Origin of the sequence: Stieleria sp. JC731 (assembly GCF_020966635.1) — a bacterium.
Taxonomy (GTDB): Bacteria; Planctomycetota; Planctomycetia; order Pirellulales; family Pirellulaceae; genus Stieleria.
Genome location: NZ_JAJKFQ010000002.1, coordinates 1,110,234 through 1,129,569 on the forward strand (window position 1 = coordinate 1,110,234; position 19,336 = coordinate 1,129,569).

The 19,336-nt window shown below is 53.9% G+C and carries 19 protein-coding genes; 5 read left to right on the top strand and 14 right to left on the bottom strand.

Annotation, left to right across the window (positions count from 1 at the left end; translation table 11 throughout):
• Positions 1 to 15 precede the first annotated feature (15 nt).
• The 8 genes from ruvX to recA form a co-directional block, all read right to left on the bottom strand.
• Complete coding sequence (ruvX, locus tag LOC67_RS09780; protein WP_230262411.1) at positions 16 to 537, bottom strand: Holliday junction resolvase RuvX; 522 nt, start codon at positions 535 to 537, stop codon at positions 16 to 18.
• Between the two features lie 31 nt (positions 538 to 568).
• On the bottom strand, positions 569 to 1,105 hold the full coding sequence (locus tag LOC67_RS09785) for a 3-hydroxyacyl-ACP dehydratase FabZ family protein (RefSeq protein ID WP_230262412.1): 537 nt from the start codon (positions 1,103 to 1,105) through the stop codon (positions 569 to 571).
• Between the two features lie 43 nt (positions 1,106 to 1,148).
• Complete coding sequence (locus LOC67_RS27720; RefSeq protein WP_390621835.1) at positions 1,149 to 1,247, bottom strand: 50S ribosomal protein bL37; 99 nt, start codon at positions 1,245 to 1,247, stop codon at positions 1,149 to 1,151.
• Between the two features lie 196 nt (positions 1,248 to 1,443).
• Positions 1,444 to 2,736: a hypothetical protein gene (locus tag LOC67_RS09790; protein WP_230262413.1), complete on the bottom strand. Its 1,293-nt coding sequence runs from the start codon at positions 2,734 to 2,736 to the stop codon at positions 1,444 to 1,446.
• Positions 2,737 to 3,118: 382 nt separating this feature from the next.
• On the bottom strand, positions 3,119 to 3,898 hold the full coding sequence (locus tag LOC67_RS09795; RefSeq protein ID WP_230262414.1) for an NRDE family protein: 780 nt from the start codon (positions 3,896 to 3,898) through the stop codon (positions 3,119 to 3,121).
• Positions 3,899 to 4,293: 395 nt separating this feature from the next.
• Positions 4,294 to 4,605: a DUF971 domain-containing protein gene (locus tag LOC67_RS09800; protein ID WP_230262415.1), complete on the bottom strand. Its 312-nt coding sequence runs from the start codon at positions 4,603 to 4,605 to the stop codon at positions 4,294 to 4,296.
• 43 nt (positions 4,606 to 4,648) lie between these two features.
• Positions 4,649 to 5,224, bottom strand: coding sequence for a DJ-1/PfpI family protein (locus LOC67_RS09805; protein ID WP_230262416.1), 576 nt, complete (start codon positions 5,222 to 5,224; stop codon positions 4,649 to 4,651).
• Positions 5,225 to 5,434: 210 nt separating this feature from the next.
• Positions 5,435 to 6,547, bottom strand: coding sequence for a recombinase RecA (gene recA / locus LOC67_RS09810; RefSeq protein ID WP_230262417.1), 1,113 nt, complete (start codon positions 6,545 to 6,547; stop codon positions 5,435 to 5,437).
• A gap of 612 nt (positions 6,548 to 7,159) precedes the next feature.
• Here recA and LOC67_RS09815 point away from each other — a divergent pair.
• Complete coding sequence (locus LOC67_RS09815; RefSeq protein WP_230262624.1) at positions 7,160 to 9,094, top strand: ATP-dependent DNA helicase; 1,935 nt, start codon at positions 7,160 to 7,162, stop codon at positions 9,092 to 9,094.
• 170 nt (positions 9,095 to 9,264) lie between these two features.
• On the opposite strand, the gene rpsT is transcribed toward LOC67_RS09815, so the two are convergent.
• Positions 9,265 to 9,528: a 30S ribosomal protein S20 gene (gene rpsT / locus LOC67_RS09820; protein ID WP_230262418.1), complete on the bottom strand. Its 264-nt coding sequence runs from the start codon at positions 9,526 to 9,528 to the stop codon at positions 9,265 to 9,267.
• Between the two features lie 437 nt (positions 9,529 to 9,965).
• On the opposite strand from rpsT, the gene cobA reads away from it, so the two are divergent.
• Genes cobA through LOC67_RS09840 form a run of 4 tightly spaced genes read left to right on the top strand, consistent with a single transcriptional unit; the run spans position 9,966 to position 13,668 of the window.
• A complete protein-coding gene (cobA, locus tag LOC67_RS09825; RefSeq protein ID WP_230262419.1) occupies positions 9,966 to 11,471 on the top strand; it encodes a uroporphyrinogen-III C-methyltransferase in 1,506 nt (501 codons plus the stop codon).
• A 20-nt stretch (positions 11,472 to 11,491) separates the two neighbouring features.
• Positions 11,492 to 11,779, top strand: coding sequence for a carboxymuconolactone decarboxylase family protein (locus LOC67_RS09830; protein WP_230262420.1), 288 nt, complete (start codon positions 11,492 to 11,494; stop codon positions 11,777 to 11,779).
• A gap of 60 nt (positions 11,780 to 11,839) precedes the next feature.
• Positions 11,840 to 12,466, top strand: a complete 627-nt coding sequence (locus LOC67_RS09835) for a molybdenum cofactor guanylyltransferase (protein ID WP_230262421.1) — start codon at positions 11,840 to 11,842, stop codon at positions 12,464 to 12,466.
• Positions 12,463 to 13,668 (top strand): molybdopterin molybdotransferase MoeA, encoded by a 1,206-nt coding sequence (locus LOC67_RS09840; protein WP_230262422.1) that lies wholly within the window; start codon positions 12,463 to 12,465, stop codon positions 13,666 to 13,668. The genes LOC67_RS09835 and LOC67_RS09840 overlap by 4 nt, the downstream gene beginning before the upstream one ends.
• A gap of 37 nt (positions 13,669 to 13,705) precedes the next feature.
• Here LOC67_RS09840 and LOC67_RS09845 read toward each other — a convergent pair whose 3' ends face one another.
• From LOC67_RS09845 to LOC67_RS09865, 5 genes are all read right to left on the bottom strand, one after another.
• The gene (locus LOC67_RS09845) at positions 13,706 to 14,401 is read right to left on the bottom strand and encodes a class I SAM-dependent methyltransferase (protein WP_230262423.1); all 696 of its coding nucleotides are present in this window, start codon (positions 14,399 to 14,401) and stop codon (positions 13,706 to 13,708) included.
• A 42-nt stretch (positions 14,402 to 14,443) separates the two neighbouring features.
• Entirely contained in the window at positions 14,444 to 14,752 is a 309-nt protein-coding gene (locus LOC67_RS09850) for a DUF721 domain-containing protein (RefSeq protein WP_230262424.1), read from the bottom strand.
• A 111-nt stretch (positions 14,753 to 14,863) separates the two neighbouring features.
• Positions 14,864 to 15,841: a transaldolase gene (gene tal / locus LOC67_RS09855; RefSeq protein WP_230262425.1), complete on the bottom strand. Its 978-nt coding sequence runs from the start codon at positions 15,839 to 15,841 to the stop codon at positions 14,864 to 14,866.
• A gap of 53 nt (positions 15,842 to 15,894) precedes the next feature.
• Positions 15,895 to 17,013 carry a DNA polymerase III subunit beta gene (dnaN, locus tag LOC67_RS09860; protein WP_230262426.1) on the bottom strand — a complete coding sequence of 373 codons (1,119 nt, stop codon included), beginning with the start codon at positions 17,011 to 17,013 and terminating at the stop codon, positions 15,895 to 15,897.
• Between the two features lie 978 nt (positions 17,014 to 17,991).
• A complete protein-coding gene (locus LOC67_RS09865; protein WP_230262427.1) occupies positions 17,992 to 19,098 on the bottom strand; it encodes a helix-turn-helix domain-containing protein in 1,107 nt (368 codons plus the stop codon).
• Positions 19,099 to 19,336: the final 238 nt, after the last annotated feature.

Below are 19,336 nucleotides of genomic sequence, written 5' to 3' on the forward strand. Positions count from 1 at the left end.
AAAAAACGTGATGACTTAATCCTCGAGCGAGTCTGCTCCACCGTCGGAGACTTCAATCGTCTGCCCCATCAGCTTGCCGTGATAATGGCAGGCTTCCAGAAAGGATTCCAACAAAACAAGCGCGGCTACAGCGTCGAGCCGCTTCTTGTTTTTCTTTCTTGAATTTGCCGCACTACGCAGTCGTTCTTTCGCTGCTGCGGTGCTGAATCGTTCGTCAAATAGACGGATAGGTAGGCCGGTTTCCTCGTTCAGCCAGCGCGCAAACTTGCGACTCTCTTGACTCTTTTGGCTTTCGGCGCCATCGCAATGGATCGGTAATCCGACAACAAAGCCAACGAGCCGCTCGTCTTTTACCAGCTGACGGAAATACTTGGCATCAAGTTCCGGTGAGCGAACTTGGTAGACTTCAACCGGGCTTGCTAGCGTCCGGTTGGGATCACAGACAGCTACGCCAATTCTGACAGTTCCATAATCGATCGCGGCAAGACGCCCGGACGACGGGAACTCATCGGAAGATGATTCCGGAGAAGCAGTCATGGTCTAAAAGCGGGATCGAAGCGCTTGGCAATCAAACAGCGTTTTGGGCAGCTCGAGCCGCCAGATGCGACTTCACAGCAGCGACCGGCAGAGGGATTCCGCGGATGGTGCCGTCGACGACAAGCTTTTCGCCGACAACCCCTTGAAACTCCGCCACGATCATTCGGTTTCGTCTGGCTTTCGTCAAACGAATCATCAAGACCAAGCGGTCACCGGGGACGACAACGTCACGAAATCGTGCGTCGTCCACACCGCCAAAGCCAACCATTTCTGCCCCTAGCAAATCGTGCTTTTGAGCAAAGAAGCTGGACAACTGGGCTACGGCTTCGAGTTGAATGACGCCTGGCATGACCGGCATTCCGGGCATGTGGCCACGAATCCAAAATTCGTCATGGGTTACGTCTTTGTAACCGGCGCATCGCAGGGTCTCGACATCTTCATACAAGATGCCAGTCAGGTGCTCCATCTCATGGCGCTGAGGGTTCAGTGCGCGAATGGCTTCCAGATCAGCGACCGGCTGATCATGCTCCAACAATGAGAGGTCAACAATAAAGTCGGTTTTGGCCACGGCAATCGGTTCCGCGATAGAGTCAATCAGAGCGGGCGAATGCTTAGGTCTTGATCTTTTTTCGCTTTGCTTTGCGTGCTTTGGCGCTCGCCGGACGACGTCCGTGGTTCGCTTTCTTCAATTTGTGCTGTGGCTTGGCCATCAATCAATTGGTGGTTAGGGGATCAAAATAGTTTTTCAGGGACCGCAGAAAATAGCAGAATTTAGTTCACCGCGGTAGGCTTACGGCACGGCTCTGTGTGAAAACGATCTCACCGAGCCCCTTGCCGCAAAGCAACTTATGACAGCAAAAACGGTTCGCATCGAGGTTTTAGATGGAAGTCTGTTCAGACCTTCCTCTAGCGAAGCTGTCCGTATCTTACTTCGTCCTGCGGCTGTGACACACTGTAGTCGGATCTGCTAGCAGAGATAGGAGAATTGGCTGGGCCTTCGATACCGATCTGACCAGGAACTTGGCTCAATCGACCGGAAATCTGGGTATCCGAAGACTCCTCCACAGTGGCAATTTTTCCCATGGCGTTTTCTTCGCGGCGGCGTTGATACCAGCTCTTTTGGCCGGAGGCATCTCCCAACGCGCCGATCGCCATCGATGCGGTGGCATCCGCCGCCGGACCTGATTGGGACATTCCTGGGGCAGACTGCGACACTGCCGCCATCAGGTTTGAGGCATTTTGCCCCATGCCGGCTCCGTTTGAATTGGTGATGTTCGGGCTGGTCGAATGGTTCTGTGGTCCTGACAAGCGAAGATTGGAACTGGCCATGGCTCGGTTGATCGGCTGCAAACCTGCCGACTGCGCGAGCGGCGCGATCTGGCCTGCTGGTGCCTGTGCGGATGCCAATGCGATCCCTGACTGGTTGCGTGTTGACGCGTAGGCGTCCACTGGACCGCTGCCATCTGCAACCCAGCTCAGCCAATTCTGCTGTAGGTCTGACAGTGATTCGTACCCATAGTGAACTTGAACAGTGTTCGTCCACGATTTGGATTGCATCCAGTCTTCCAAGAAGTTGATGAACTGCCTCGGTCCCTGCTGTTCGACCAAGAATCGACAGACCGAATAACCTTGGGCGTACATCGGCAACATGTCTTGTGGATATTCCGTCAGCAAAAACAGGCGGTTCATTGCGATCCCGCGTTTCGTTCGCAAGAACTCGCGAAGTTTTCGCTCGTGTTTGTCTCGTTCGGCGGCGTGTTCGACAGTTGTGCAGATGCCTTCATCGGCCCAACGGGGCAGCGGACGTCCGAAGTGCGTCGCCATGACCGTGTGGGTGACTTCGTGTGGCAAAACGCTGTCGAGAATTCGCTCGGTGGTTCCGATGACTTCCATCCGGAAGTTGCTAACCGGTTGCGGGTTGTAGGTTGTCGCGCCCTGAGCGGCTAAACGCGGGCCGGAAACAACTTTGATGGGGCAGGGCTGTGGCCAGGGGGGCAGTTCCTTGCCAAGCCAATAGATCGCCAGTTCACGACGATAACGTTCGGCATGGTCGGAAACGGCATCGGCAAGTGCTTGCGAATCGGCGCTAACGTAGAAGTTCGCACTCCGTTTAGAAGCAGCCTGACTGGCAACGGGAAACAAGAACGCGAATGTTAGCGCAAACGCCAACGTTGCTGAGCGACGTGCAATGGCATCCATGCCCGAGGACTCCCTGTTTGGATTTTGTCGTCATCATGCAAGCAAATCCGCATCCGTTACGGGGCTTTGCCAGCGACTTTGGGGAGTCTAGGGATCGGTGCAGTTGGCAGATAGAGAAGTTTTTCGAGTTCGACTCAAGTCAACAAAGTCCCCGACCGAGACGCTCGCTGACGTATGGAAGTGCTCGTTGACCCGACCTAGATGCCTGCAGAATTAAAAAAAGACGCGACGTTCAATTTGAACGCCGCGTCCTTTTCAAAATGCGGTTGATAGCAATTGCAGTCGAGCGATTTGATCGCTACCTGAACCAGCCTGGATCAAATGCCTGGATACCGAAACTCTATCGAATTTCGGTTCATCCCGTTCTCGGTGGGTCCGAGAATTAGGCACCTACCTTTGCTTTGGTGCGCGCTTCACGAAGTCCGCGACTAAGGATATCCCGCAACATTGGCGAGCAATCTTCGTACTTGGTTTGGTCCGGAGCACCATTGCTGTACTGATAGATCGCATCGCGAGGTTTGACTCCCAGAGCGATCAGCGAACTGCTTACCGTTCCGTAGTCTTTGTTACGAATCGTCATGCTAGGGCGGCCAGGTCCGACCGGTGCTCGAGCAAAAACGCGGCTTGCAACGGCAAGGAATTTGACTGGCGAATCGAGTGTCTGCAGCGTTAGCAGCCGACGCGCCATGCAAACTCGTTCGTCATCGGGATCATTCAGGTTATGAGATCCGATGATGTTCAAGCCGGGTTGTAGGTCAACCACTTCCTGACGCTGGTCAGAGTAGATTGCGTACCCACTCTTGGCATCGGCGATGACTAAGTTACAACCTTCGTATTGCGTTTCACCCAATTCATTGAGCGCCTTTTCCAAGGCACGCGATGCGCTGGTGCAACGCAGTAGATCCATCGCAAGGGATCCGCGAGAACGTTGCCCAAATAAAGGCATCGTCGTCGCTCGATTACAAACCCCGACAAATAAACCGTTTTGATTGACACCTAGCCAAGTACCACCGGCTTTTTGATCGATCCCGCACAGGACTCGGGGCTTTCCAGATTGGATCGAAGGTGCCAAACTTGGTCTGTCAAAATATTCCTCTCGATTGGCGGCAACAAGAATCGGACTTTCTGGGACCAATTGATACTGAACGGCCAATAAGCACATCGGGAACTTCTTTTCAAAGATCAGTTGGTAGCGTAAAACCGCAAACGACTAAGCGGGTTTTTTGCCGCACTTGTTCGCTCACGACGACCGCCAATCTATCTACGTCGCGGAGCAACCTGCACCCCCTGACGGGGTATTCGATAGGAAAAACCCGCGTAAATTCGGGTCCAAGGAGACCCTTGATCCCCACTGGGCAAGCTTTTACGCCAAATGCTGTTCAAAAGCACAGCTTTTGGCTGGTTTGATATCGGCCCAAACGGACCAATCGCTTTTCCGCTGATCTGGACGATTCAGTTGCTAGCTCGCAGGGCTTTCGCCTAAACAGACCTGCTGTTTTGGACATAGGTTCGTTTCCAAAGTGGGTCTTCTCGACACGAGACCGCCGAATCAGGAACTCAGGATTCCGATTCATGGAGCATCGAGAACTGAAACAGTCCTGAACCGTGCCCGTCGCTAAAACCGATGTTGTACGCATAGCTTCCCACAGGACGCATCGAAACGATCGACAGTGGCTTTGCCTCGGCCGCACTGAGGACGGGCAACATCGCGGGGGCATTCGCCTTGCCACGTTTTTTTTCGCGGCACGTTGCACAAGGACAAACCGCGCGAAGCTTCGCGGCGGTCCATCGCGTGGTCTTTCCGTCCGACCAGCGGATCACAATTGCCGACTCTCCATCACGAGTGATTGATTCTGGGATCGCGTCCATGTGCAAATGAAGGTGAGATGCTGGTTTCGGTGTTGGGGATTGATCACACCGCTACGGATTGTCGTGCCTTTTCAAGCAACTCGATCCAAGGGCCGATGTAATGCCCGTTGTCGTGGAACGTTCTGCCACTGACAAGGTTACCGTCGATCACACAGGGCGCATCGACGAAGATCCCGCCACAAACCTCGAGGTCGAATTTGCATTTGGGGACCGTTGCCATTTTGCGTCCGCGAACGCAATCCGCGTAGGCGGGTATTTCGACACCATGGCAGACACTGGCGACCGGTTTGCCCTTCTCGAAGAAGTGTTTGGTAACGCGTACGAGGTCTTCGTCATAGCGAATGTACTCCGGTGCGCGGCCACCGCTGAACATGATGCCTAAGTATTCCGCCGGGTCGATTTCTGCAAACGCGACGTCAGCTTCTAAGGTGTAGCCTTCCCATTCCTTGGTGATCGTCCAACCCGGTTTGATTTCGTGTAACACCATCTGATAGCGACGACGTTCGGGTGCCGCTACGACTGGCTGAAACCCGGCTTCGATCAGCCGGTAAAACGGATACATCGTGTCCAGTGTTTCGGTAGCGTCACCGATGACGATCAAGACTTTTTCTTTTGACATGATGAGGTGGGCTGGATCCAGGTGAGATAACAAACGGGGATCTCGTATGATGACGGATCGTGCCGATCGCTGCTTGAAGGTTGAATCGTTTTTGTGTTGAAGTCATAAAAAAAGCCAACCGATCTGGTTGGCTTTGGTTCTTCGAAAGGCCTGCGTCCGACAGGGCTGTGGCCAGTCGGACCGATCAAGTCTACTTAGGAGTTGGCTTACTTAAGAGTTGGTGACTTCTTCGGAATCCAATTCGCTAGCGTCGTCGACCATGGGAGCCTCATCGACCGGCGGCCCGAACCCGCCTTCGGCCATCACCTTCGCTTTAATTTCATCAGCGACATCAGTGTTTTCGATAAGGAAGTTACGCGCTTTCTCCTTACCTTGACCCAAGTAGGTTTCGCCGTACTTAAACCAAGCACCGCTGCGGTTGATGATCTTGTGATTGGTTCCCAGATCCAACAAGTCGCCTTCATAACTGATGCCATTGCTATGCATCATGTCGAACTCGGCAATGCGGAATGGAGGTGCGACTTTGTTCTTAACGATCTTCGCTTTGACTCGCTGGCCGACTTGCTCTTCACCGTCCTTTAGTGCGCCAATTCGACGGACATCGATTCGGCAAGAACTGTAGAACTTCAGTGCGCGACCGCCGGGGGTCGTTTCGGGGCTACCGAACATCACACCGACCTTTTCGCGAATCTGGTTAATAAAGATGACCGCACATTTGCTTTTGGCAATCGCACCGGTCAGCTTTCGCAACGCCTGACTCATCAAACGAGCTTGCAAGCCGACGTGGCTGTCGCCGATTTCGCCTTCCAATTCTTTCTTGGGGACCAAGGCCGCGACCGAGTCGATCACGATGACATCGACAGCGTTGCTTTTGACCAGCATCTCGCAAATCTGCATCGCCTCTTCACCGCTACCCGGCTGGCTGACCAACAAGGTATCCAGTTCGACGCCCAACTTCTTTGCCCAAGTCGGATCGAAAGCGTGTTCCGCATCGATGATCGCCGCGATGCCGCCTTCCTTTTGTGCTTCTCCGCAGACATGCAATGCCAACGTCGTTTTACCACTCGATTCCGGACCGTAAATTTCAATGATCCGGCCTCGAGGAATCCCTTGACCGCCCAAAGCCATATCGAGCGACAAGCTACCCGTTTGGATACCATGAATGTCGAGGTGGCTTGACGCGCCCAGAGGCATGATCGCCCCATCACCAAACGTTTTATCAATCTGTTGCAGGGTGGTCGCCAAACCCGGTTCTCGTTCCAAAACCGCTTTCAACTTCGGATCGACCTTCGGAGCCTTGCTGGATGCTTTCTTCTTAGCCATGTTTTGCTTCCTTCTTTGCCACGTTGGAAATTGTCGGCGGTAAATGGTGCGGCGGGTGATCGTTCACACCTCCGTTCGTCCGCTCGGACCCCCCAGAGCGGACTGGTCGATATCACCGACCGTGAAACTTACCCGCGACTGCCAACAGTCACAACCAAACAAGCGTGGAAAACTTGTTGGCGACAATGGATTTATCGCGGTGCCGTGGACACGTGCGGTCAACAGGAACCGAATTCATTTTAATGGGCAGCCAATCTCTGCCCCTCGCTCGGAATCGATTCCCTGAGCCACATAACCGCCAGCAAGCTGAGTCGCATCATTGCTATCAAAACGTTGATGCCACAGCGTCTTGTAACAGAACGCCGTCGCTAACTTCTACCGCACCGTCAGATGTGCGAAAAGCAGACTATCTGTTAGGTTGGCTTTGTCTTCTGCCAGCCCTATCGTTTGCCTGCCTGTCTTCTGTCAGAGCAGCCGAACAAATCTACCGATCCGCAAACCCCTCCGATCGAATTGTCTACCGAAGAGCTGAATGTTGATTCGATCCTTGGCAGTCAGGGACGAATCGCTGCGCGGCTATCGGGTTACGAAGCTCGATCACAACAATTGGCGATGGCCGAAGCGGTCGCCGAAGCTCTTCGCACCGACAAACATTTGGTCGCCGAAGCTGGCACCGGAACCGGCAAGAGCTTTGCTTATCTCGTTCCCGCGATCTTGCACGCTACCGGTGAACCCATCCAGCCGCGCAAAAAGGCTGAATCTGAACAGGGTGAAGGCGAAGCTCACAAACCTCGCGTGCTGATTTCGACACATACGATCAGCCTTCAAGAACAACTGATCGCAAAGGACCTGCCGTTACTTAACAGCGTGATCCCTCGCGAATTCACGAGTGTATTGGTGAAAGGACGCGGGAACTATCTTTCCAAACGTCGACTCGATCGAACGATGGCGAAGATGACTTCGCTGTTAAGCTCCGATCAACAGTACCAGCAGCTAAACAAAATCCGTGCGTGGACACGCGATTCCAATGACGGTTCGTTAGCAACCATGCCGCTGCGTCCCGACCGAGAAGTCTGGAACGAAATCCTCAGTGACACCGGTAATTGCCTGCGAAAGAAGTGCGATCACTTCAATGATTGCTTCTATTTCAAAGCTCGACGTCGCGCCCAAAACGCTCAGCTCTTGATCGTCAATCACGCGATGTTCTTCAGCGACTTGGCATTACGCCGCGAAGGCGTCTCGCTACTGCCTCAGTACGACGCGGTGATCCTTGACGAATGCCACACGATCGAAGCCGTTGCCGGCGACCACTTGGGACTACGTCTGACGAGCGGACAATTCACTTTCCTATTTGACCGCTTATACAACGACCGAAACCAGAAAGGGTTGTTGGTCGACAAAGACCTTAAAGGCCTGCAGTCTCTGGTCGATCGACTGCGTTTCGCCCACAGTGAATTCTTTGCCGATATCCTTGACTGGCTACGTGACCACGCCGGTTCGAACGGCCGAGTGCATCAGCCTGACATCGTTTCGAACCCCTTAAGCGAACCGATGGTGGAACTTGCCAAGAAGCTCTTTCAACAGGCCAACGGTCAGCGCAACGACGCCGATCGCTTGGATTTCGAATCGGCACATGACCGGCTGATGCTGCTGTCGACATCGCTTGATCGCTGGCTTCGTCAACGCGATGAAGGCACGGTCTATTGGATCGAATCGACACCAATGCGTTCGGGCATGGATCGCGTCGAATTGTCTTCATCGCCCATCGATGTCGGATCACAGCTTCGCGAGCACCTTTTCCAAAGCGAGGACATCCGAAGTGTCGTGATGACGAGTGCCACAATTGCGTCGGGTGATGACGACAACTTTGCGTTCTTCCGATCACGGGTCGGTTTGACCGGTGGCATGTCCGTCCGTGTGGGCAGTCCGTTTGACTATGCAAAACAATCCAAAGTCATCGTCGTCCGTGACATGCCCGACCCGTCACGTGAAAGGGATGCGTTCGAACGTCAACTGCCCGAGCAAATCAAGAAGTACGTCGAACTAAGCGAAGGTCATGCGTTTGTGCTGTTCACAGCCTACGGGTTGCTAAAGCACTGCGCCGCCCGATTGTCTCGGCATTTTGCTCAGCGAGGCATCCCGCTCTATACACAAGGTGGCGATCAAAGCCGCACACAAATGGTTGACGCCTTTAAACGTGAACCGGGAGTCCTGTTCGGTACCGACAGTTTCTGGCAAGGCGTTGACGTGCCGGGATCCGCATTGACCAATGTGATCATCACGAAATTGCCATTCGCTGTTCCGGATCACCCTTTACTGGAAGCCCGCTTGGAAGCGATCCGATCCGGCGGTGGTAACCCATTTGTCGAATACCAAGTTCCCGAAGCGGCGATCAAGTTCCGTCAGGGCGTCGGCCGATTGATCCGCACGCGTTCGGATCGCGGAATGGTTGTCGTTCTTGACCCACGGATTTGCACCAAACCTTATGGCAAAGTCTTTCTGGATTCGCTTCCAGAACAGCCAATCGAATTCGCGTCGATCAAGTAGTCATCGCGGAAAGCTTTTCGGCCTTTGAATCAAATCGGTGACCGGTATGTATTGCTACCTCCGGATGTTGATTTTCCGATGGGCTATCTACAAACACAAAAAGCGTCCATCGAACAAATCGAAGGACGCTTCCGTTTTTTAACTATCGAACCGAATCAGTCGCGTTGCAATTAGGCGACGCTTTTGACCAACTTGTTCAAGCGGCTCTTGCTGCGAGCTGCGGCGTTCTTGTGGATCAAGTTCTTTGCAGCAGCTTGATCAAGACGTTTTGCAGCGATGCGGAATTCGGTTTGTGCTTTTTCGCTATCGCCCGAAGCGACGGCTTCACGAACTTTACGAAGCTGGGTACGCATGCGACTGCGGAGCCCACGGTTGTGTAGACGACGCTTCTCGTTTTGACGCAACCGTTTCTTTGCACTGGCAGTGTTTGGCATCTTTCTCTGTTAACTATTGCCGGAAAGCGTATGTATTTGTGTGTTTTGATGTCTGATCGGTTTCAATCGAGCCGCGTAGTATGGCGATCACCTGTCGACGTGTCCAGGGATAACTTTTCCCGCCCGCCCGATTGGGGACCAGAAAAATCGCGTTTTGACCAACAAATCAGACCCTAAAGTCTTTGCTATCAACGCAGACTGACGGTTGGGGCCCAGGTATAGCTGATTTGGAATCCTACCAACCGAGGGGAACGCCGCCCTTTCTGAATCGAAGTCCCCTCGGCCGCATCCGGATTTGCACTAAGGGAGCTGAGCTGGTTTGAATCGGTCTAAAAGCCCCGGTGACTTTGCCAAACCTGGCCAACACAGCTAAATCCAATTGAAAACGTGTCTCCCCTCCTGCACCATTTCGGTGGAATGGGTTCAATTGTATCGCTATGAATCCCTACGTTTACCTGATCGGTGCCGGGCCGGGTGACCCGGATTTACTAACGCTGCGGGGGGCCACGGCGCTCGGACTCGTCGATGTGGTCCTTTACGACGGGCTGAGTAACCCACAGATACTCTCTCACGCGCCACAAGCGGAACATATCAGCGTTGGTAAACACGGCCAGTCGCGGATTTGGAAGCAGGACGAAATCATCGAGGAAATGCTTCGCCACACGAGCGAAGGAAAAATCGTTGCCCGATTGAAAGGCGGTGACCCAGCCGTTTTCGCCAGAACCGCCGAAGAAGTCGACGCCCTAATCGAGGCTGGCGTGGGGTTCGAAATCATTCCTGGTATCACGGCCGCGTTGGCTGCCGGATCGTATGCCGGCATCCCAATTACGCATCGCAAGTTTGCTTCAGCGGTCGCCTTAGTCACCGGACATGAAGAACCCGGCAAAGCCGAATCCGCGATCGACTGGAATGCGTTGGCCCGATTTCCCGGGACGCTGGTGATCTACATGGGTGTGACCACCGCTTCGGTCTGGACCCAGGCGTTAATCGAAGGCGGAATGGATCCGGCCACACCGGTCGCTTTGGTTCGGCGATGCAGCTTGCCGGACCAACGTGCGATCTACTGCCGCTTAGACCAAATCACCGATCAACTCACCCCGGCAAGTCGTTTTCGCCCGCCGGTGATAGCCATTGTTGGCAAGGTGTCCGAGTTAGCCGAACCGATCGAACAACTACGCCGGCAATTGCCATTGGCAGGGCAAACGATCGCGATCACTCGGCCGCGTCACCAAGCCGATTCGATGGCGGCAATGGTTCGAGGACGAGGTGGCTATCCCTTGATCGCACCGGCGATTGAAATCGAATCGATCGAGCAAGATGCCGAGCTGGATGATGCGATCGAGCAACTATCCAAAATCGATTGGTTGGTCTTCTGCAGTCACAACGGTGTCGCCGGATTCTTTGATCATCTAAAAGCGAAACAAGTCGATCTTCGCCGCTTATCACAATGTTTGATCGCTGTAGTCGGTCGAAAGACTGCCGAGTCATTGGCTAAGTACGGACTGTATGCCGATCTGATTCCTGATGATTTCAGTTCTGGTGGATTGATTGAAACGCTTCGAAACAAGTTTGATCGTCTAACCGGCCAACGCTTTATGCTGGTCCGTGCCAGCCGTGGCAGCGATGAATTGCCGGCCGAGCTAGCCGCTAGTGGCGCCAGCGTTCATGAAATCTGTACCTACCAGAACATCGACGTCGATCATCCGGATGGACAACTGGAAACCTTGTTGCTCGAAAACAAGGTCGATTGGATCACTGTTACCAGCAGTGCGACCGCACGGAACTTGCATCGGCTTTACGGCGATTCGTTACGCAAGTCAAAGCTCGCTGCGTTGTCTCCGAAGACCGCTGAAGTGTTGCTTGACCTCGGTTACGATGTTGGCGCGGTCGCCGATCCCTACACGATTGAATCTTTACTTGACGCCATCGAGAGTAAGCGATGATACCGAAGCGATACAAAAAAATGCATCAAGACTTTCCCGAACTGATGCAAGCCTACGAGTCTTTTGGCAAGGCGGCCAAAGAAGCAGGGCCGCTAACAGATCGAGAGGTGGCTCTGGTCAAGTTGGCGATCTCGTTGGGTGCCGGACTCGAAGGCGCCGCGCACTCCCATTGCCGCAAAGCTTTAGAAGCCGGATGCGAAGCCGATGACCTACGCCACGTGGCATTGCTAAGTGCCCCAACGATTGGTTTCCCAACAATGATGCGTGCTAAAAGCTGGGTCGAAGACGTCATTGAAAAGCAAGCTTAGTGCGGATCACCATCGACGCCATCGTTCCTTAAGCTGACAACCAACCGAGGCCAAATTCCCATGAGCCGACCAACAGAGCTACGGTTGCTCGGCATCGTCCTATGTGGCGGCCTATCCAAACGCATGGGACGTGATAAAGCGGGAATCCGGTTGCCCGTACCGATGCCCAAGGATCCGAATTTCCTGGGCGAAAACTTTCTCGAACACGCTGTTGCTCGGCTGCTGAAGGTCACCGATACGGTTCGAATCTCGGTCGCCAACCTTGATGTTGAACTTCCGTCCCGATTCAACCTGATCGCTGACGCCCCACCGTCTTGTGGTCCGATCTCGGGAATCCAGTCTTCGCTGACTTATGCTCGTGATCACCAATTTAGCGGTTGTATCTTCACAGCCGTTGATACACCTTTGTTAACAGACAAAGACATTCACTGCTTAATCCGTGCGTATTCAGACGATCCGACAAAGGTCGTTTGTGCCGATGGCGGGGCCCAATCGAAATACGAACCGCTGATCGGAATTTATCCGACAGCCGTGATTCCGGTGATTGATCAATCGATTCTGCAAGGCGAATACGGCTTGCAGCGATTGCTAGACAAGATACCGACTCGCCGTATCGAATTGCCGACGGCTTCGATTCGCAACTTCAACACCCCGTCTGATCTTCAACACCTGCCCACCGATTCATGAACGATTTGTTTGCCTTTTCCGATCCTGAATCTGCACTGCTTGCGATCGCTGACGATTTGGCTGTCGTTTCTGAATCTGAATCGGTAGGCGACGCCAATGGTCGCGTTTTGTCGCTACCGGTTCTGGCCGATCGCGATAGCCCCGCGGCGGATGTGTCGGCGATGGATGGCTACGCGATTCGTCTAGAAGATTTAAAACCCGACACGGACATCCCCGTCAGCGACCAATGCCCACCTGGGATCGAACCTCCGAAAATGAAGCCGGGCCATGCGATTCGCATCTTCACCGGCGCGGTGATCCCCGATGGCTGCCAAGCGGTTATCAAACGCGAAGACGCTGTCGAATCTCCCAACAGCATCCGCTTTCCTCCGATTGCCGTCGAAACCACGGTTGAAGGCAGCCACATTCGACGTTCTGGCGAAAACGCCACGGCCGGTGAACAGGTTCTCGATGCTGGCCTGGTTGTGTCGTCGGCTCTTACCGCGGCGCTCGCCAACTTTGGAATCACCGACACATCGGTCTACCGAAAAGTCCGAATTGCGATTCTGACAACAGGCGACGAAGTCTTGCCGCCGGAAACGCAATCGCTGCACCCATGGCAACTGCGCAACAGTAACGCCGTTGCGGTTCGTTCCATCATGTCTCGTTTGGCGTTCACCGAGATCGTGATGCAACAACATGTTGTCGACCAACGTGAGCACCTGAATGAAGCTCTTTCGAATGCCTTGAAACTGGCCGATGTCGTTCTGATGACCGGAGGCGTTTCCAAAGGCGACTATGACTACGTGCCCGATGTGATCGCTGATGCCGGTGCCAACATTCGTTTCCATGGCCTGCCGATCCGCCCCGGTAAACCGATCCTGGGCGCCGTTTCCCAAAAGGGCAGTTTAGTTTTAGCGCTCCCCGGAAACCCTGTTAGCGCGACGATCAATTGCCACCGCTTTGCGGTTCCGTTGGTTCACAAAATGGCCGGCTGCAAGCTTTGGATGCCTCAGCCGGCTTTGGTCACTTTGGATCAGCCGATTCGAAAGGCGATCCCTTTACACTCGATGCTGCTCGCTCAAGTTACCGGATCGGGATCAGCGACTTTGGTTCAGACCCAAGGGTCCGGCGACCTCGTCGCGATGGCGAAAAGCGATGGCTACGTCTGTGTTTCACCTCACGAAGACTCACCCGGCCCCTGGCCTTTATTCCGCTGGTAAGTGGCCTTCGAAAACTGGTGCCGGTTGAACACATCGATCAATCTTTTCGATGCAGTTCCATAATCCGAATTGGATGTTCCTTGTCGTCCTGCATCTGGACTTTATGCTCGACATACTTGAAGGGCTTGGGTTTCAGCCATTCGCGAAATTCATTGCCGATGATGCGACAGGGGTCGCTTAACAATACGACGCCACCGGGTGCTAAATGCTGATCGATGCACTCGATCAATTCGGGCCAAAGTTGCCTTAGATAAGTGACGTCGCTGCCGAGCAAAATTGGGAACTGCTCTTCGATCCGATCCATCCCAAAACGCAAGCGTTGGATGGTGCACCGCTGGCGAACGGCGTAGCTGCTCATCCGCACCAGATGCAGTGGATCTTCGACGCCATCGGTCAAAACGACCTCCGCTCCTCGTAGGGCAGCCGCGATTCCCACATGTCCTGTACCACACCCGAGTTCCAAAACCCGTTTATCGGTCAGGTCGAACTGGCTCAGATGTTGGTCCAATCCTGCGGCGGCTCGCCAAGTCGTCGCCCAAAATGGATCGATGACTTCTTCTTCACCCGCGTCTTGTCGTTCACAGGCATCGACCAACATCGCGTCGGGATCACTGGCGACTGCCATTTGCCAGTCCTGCCCACCGACTTGGGTTTGTTGCCAGTGCCAATCCAACACGGCATCCGCTGCCGCGACCAATTCGTTGGGTATTTCATTGATATCTTGAGTCGTCATTGCGGCGATCTTATCAGACCCGCCTGATCACTCCAATGAACCCTATTTCGTCTGGACGCCGAATCGTATGTCGGTGACTTTTGCCTGCGGCATCGAGGTTTGGATTCGCTTCAAGATGGCTCGTTTTTGGAACGTCAGTTCCTGAACCGTCACCGAATCACCGGCAAAGACTTTCAGAACACCTCGGTTGAGTTTTCCGATGGTGATTTCGTTCGCGATCCCTTCGCCAGCGACTTCTGCAAACGCCGAAAGAAACTGATCGTTGGCCGCGGACTGTGCATAGCCGCGACGTGACATCAGCTGACTGACAAGGTTTCCGATTCGCTGAACGTTTTTCTGCGATGAAGCCATCGAACAATTCATCTCTAGATGATGTGGCTAATGGCTGATGCCACCATAGAAACCGCCCTCACACGGGAGGGCGTAGCAAATATCGCTGAGCGAGCGACTTAGACGGCCGGTTTAGACGGCCGCTTGTGCTTTTTCACCGATCAGAGCTTCCAGCTTTCCGATATCGGCGGCAAAGCGGCGGATACCGTCAGCGGTCTTTTCCGTCGCCATCGCGTCTTCATTGAATAGAAAACGGAAAGTCTTTTCGTCCAGTTCCAGCCGTTCGATATCGCTTGACGACGCGGCAGCCTCATCAAGTTTTTTCTCGATCGGTTCGGTCGATCCGGCGAGTTCCGCCAGCAGTTTGGGGCTGATGGTCAACAGATCGCAACCGGCAAGTTCGATGATCTGACTGACATTTCGGAAGCTCGCACCCATGACCTCGGTCTTGTAGCCAAACTTCTTGTAGTAGTTGTAAATCTGCTGGACCGACTGGACACCTGGGTCTTCTGCACCGGTGTACTCATTGCCTGTCGATGCTTTGTACCAGTCGTAAATTCGACCGACGAAAGGCGAGATCAGCTGAACACCGGCTTCGGCACAGGCGACCGCTTGTGGAAGTGAGAACAACAATGTCAGGTTGCAATGAATGCCTTCCTTCTCGAGTTGCTCCGCGGCTTTGATGCCTTCCCAGGTCGACGCGATTTTGATCAAGACCTTGTCGCGTTCGATGCCTTCCTGCTTGTACATATCGATCAGGTGCTTGGCCAAATCAATGGTGCCCTGCGTATCGAATGACAGACGGGCATCGACTTCGGTCGAGACGCGTCCTGGGACGATCTTCAGGATTTCTTTGCCGAACAGAATCAGAACGCGATTGATGATCGAAGTGATCCGATCGCTATCGGACATCGTTTTGGACGCATGCTCCTCGATCGCTTGGTCAATCAAGTACGCATACTGTGGTTGGCCCGATGCGGCAAGAATCAGCGACGGGTTGGTCGTGGCGTCCTGCGGCTCGAACTCTCGCATCGATTCAAAATCACCAGTGTCTGCGACGACAGTGGTGAACTGCTTCAATTGATCCAGTTGGTTGGCTCCGCTAGACACTTTTCTATTTCCGCTTTTGGTGGAATTGGGTTGAAACGAACTTTTCGGTCGGTCTATCGATCTCGCGACATCGGCATGATCACGTACGAATAACCATCGTCTGTGGTCAGTAAGGCCGGTGACGCGCCTGATTCAATCTCGAATTGGAAGGGTTGCTCACGATCGAGCACCTTGCAAAAGTCGGCCAGGTACCGGTGATCCAGAGTCAACGTGATCGGCTCTGCATCGTACGCCACGGGCAATTCGATTTGGGATTGTCCCACGTCTTTCGTGCTGGCTTCTAGCTTCAGAGTCCCATCCCCGAAGGTAAAGTCAATTCCGCGACTTTCCTGATCGGTGACGATCGAAGCTTGCCGAAGGGCTGAGAAAACTGGCCCGACAGTCATGTCTAGCTGAATCCCGTTGTCTCGCTGTGGCAGCACCTGACGCCATGTTGGATAACGGCCTTCGACCAAACGCGAATAAATCACCGCGTTCTTGGTCCGCAGCAAAAGGTCACTTGCCCGGGCCGCGATATCGATCGATTCGTCAGCCGGGTCCACGGCTCGCTCCATCAACTGGATGGCCCGCGTGGGAACAATCGTGCTGTTACCAACCGTCTCATGCCCGCCCACCGATTCGCCTTCGCCTTCCATGCAGGCGAGCCGTCGGCCGTCGGTCCCGACCGCTGTGACTTTGCCTTCGGTCAGCTCAAGCAAAACGCCACCGAGTGCGAATCGGGTGTTTTCCGTATCGGTCGCGAACACCGTTCGACGCACCATCGTGCGGAACAGGCGAGCTGACAAAACGTGGTATTTCTCTTCTTCGAACGAAGCGACCGGTGGGAATTCATCCGGGTTACCCGCTGGCAGGTTGAACTTGCTGCGTTCACCCTTGAGCAAAATCCCAGCTTCGTCGGTCTCCAAAGTGATCGTTTCATCGGTGCTTTCGCGAAGAATCGCCATCGTCCGCTGCACCGGAAGCAAAGCCGCACCTTCGGTCTCGATGTCGATCCCTTCTTCGACCTCCAGGCGGATTCCAACCTCCATGTCCGTTGCGGTCAGGATCAGCTTCCCGCCAGACGCGGTGAACTTGACGTTCGTCAGGATTTCCTTGGGCGATCGTGAGGGCGCAATGCTAGCGGCCAGAGAGAAGGCGTCGGTCAAAGGTCCACGAGCACACGAGATTTTCATGTTGCGAAGCAAAAACAAAAGGGAGCGGTTTCTTCAGCCGTCATGTTGTACCGGATTGAGCCCACGGTGGTAGCGTGGATTGGGTTCCAGTTTGGTATCCAACAGCGAATGCAGTAGCTGCCTCTTATTCTTGTATTTAATTTCTTTTTATCGTCGTCGTAGTAATGCGGCCAACGAATCCGTCAGTCGAGCCGTTTTAAGCTAACTAACTGACTTGCTGCAAAAGAGTTACAGCAGATAACTGACAGTGGAAAACCCGTTGGTAGCGCGTCGGCCTTTGGTGTGAAACTGGCCCGACGGCTAACAAAGACTAACATCCAGATGTGATGGTGCCTGGACAATGACTCGAGGGTTAACGCCAAGCTGACATCTAGCCGACAAGTTTTCCACAAGAGAAAAGGCGATGAAAAGTTGATCGACTCGCACGCCCGATGATACCAGATACGTCGATTGTGGCGATCCGATCATATTGTACGACGCTTGTCAGTGCCGGAACACGCTGATCTGCATCGATACAGCAGCGAATCGAGTGCTTCGTTCCAACTCGATTTCAGGATTAGCCGTATGGCGTTATCCACGGTTTCAGTGCAACAACCTGGGCTAACGCCCGTCGGGTGATGATCCGAACCCGTATTTTCATATCGAACGAAGTACTAGTGGGTGAATTCGATCACCCCCATGTCCATCGTTTTCACATGAATCGAGGAGAAGACAGGTTCGCCGATGCGGTGGTACTGGTACCGGCATCAGTGTTACTTGCGCAGCCCGACAGTTCCTCGATCGGTCCTGCTGAAAAGAAACTGCAGCAAACGGTCCCAATTCTTTTTTACTGGCCGAGATTGGGATGCCGTTATCGAGGTTGTGATGGATGGTCACAACAAGCCGATTTTAAGAGGCTCGGGTTTGATCAGTCACTCGTGTGACGGACCGAACGGGCAGATACACGGAAGCGTCAGAGAAGGCACAAAAGCGGCTTAGCTACGCAGCGAGCTTTTCTTTCGCTTCATGCATGATGCGGCTGAGGTCCGTATCGCTTTCGAGCAGCGTTTCGGTCTTGCGAATCGCGTGCAGCACGGTGGAATGGTCGCGACCGCCAAAGTATTCACCGATCTTGTCCAAGCTACAGGGCGTCATTCGACGGGCCAGTAACATCGCCAGTGAACGAGCTCGGACGACCGACTGCTTTCGCGAGCCACTACGCAGATCACGAGTCCGATGGCCCCAAATCTTTGCAACCGTTCGGGTGATCTTTCCCAAGTCGACGTCGTTTTGGGCACCGGCCGCGTTGATAGCCGATTGAAGCGCAGCGACATCAACCGCGGCCTGGCTCATTCGACAGTGCAGATCGATCTGTTTGATTGCTCCGTCCAAATTGCGAGCTGCTATGTCGGGTCGTAGCCCGGCGTCGAGCAAACCGATTTGTTCGTCGCTGATTTCAACACCGCGTAATAAGGCATATTCACGCAGAATCGAAGTGCGGCTTGAGCCTTGCGGATAGGCGATCGGAATCGTCAGCCCAATCACCGAGCGAGATGCCAGTTGTGGGCGAATGGATCGCGTTTCAGTCGGTAGCCGTCGACTGGTAAGAATCGTCGGCGCACCTAGCGAAATCCGCTGATCGATGCGGATGGTCAATTCGTCTTGGGCTGCTGTTTTGCCGGCAATCAAATGCAAATCATCGATCACCAGCACAGCGGCTTTGTCAATCGTGTCTCGCAAAGGCGGCAGGTCATCCGCAGCGATCGCTTCGGCATAGTCACGAGCAAAATCGACAGCTGACAAAAACTTCACGGCCGACGAATCGTCGGCCAGCGAAGCTTCGGCCGAACAGCGGGCGGCCAAGTGCAACGCGATCGTGGTTTTGCCCGAGCCTTCCGGTCCGATCAAAAGCAGCGGTCCACTGGCCCAGATGGAAACATCAGACTGACAGACAAAGGAAACCAATCGGTTCTCTTCACCAGCAACAAAAACCGGCAGTGAAGAGGATTGCCCACCAACCGACAATTTCGCATCCCGCGGTCGTTGACGAAGCAACGGCCGTTCTACCGGGAAGGTATCGACGGGAAGTTGGATGGGCGAGTTCACAGCGGACTTGCGATCGAAGTTGAAACATCGAGTGCCACTCGATTTCCGCCGGCTTGAATCTCGACCCGATGACTAATTCATCAGGAAGATGCAATCAAACAGTTGGCGTCGCCGTCTCGTCGGCCTTCTTAACCGCAGAGAACATCGAAAGGTTTGCCGGATGATCGAGTCCCGAGACTCGTTCAAATGACCAACCTGTGGCACTCCAAAGGACGCCCTATTCTAGCTTGATTCTTTG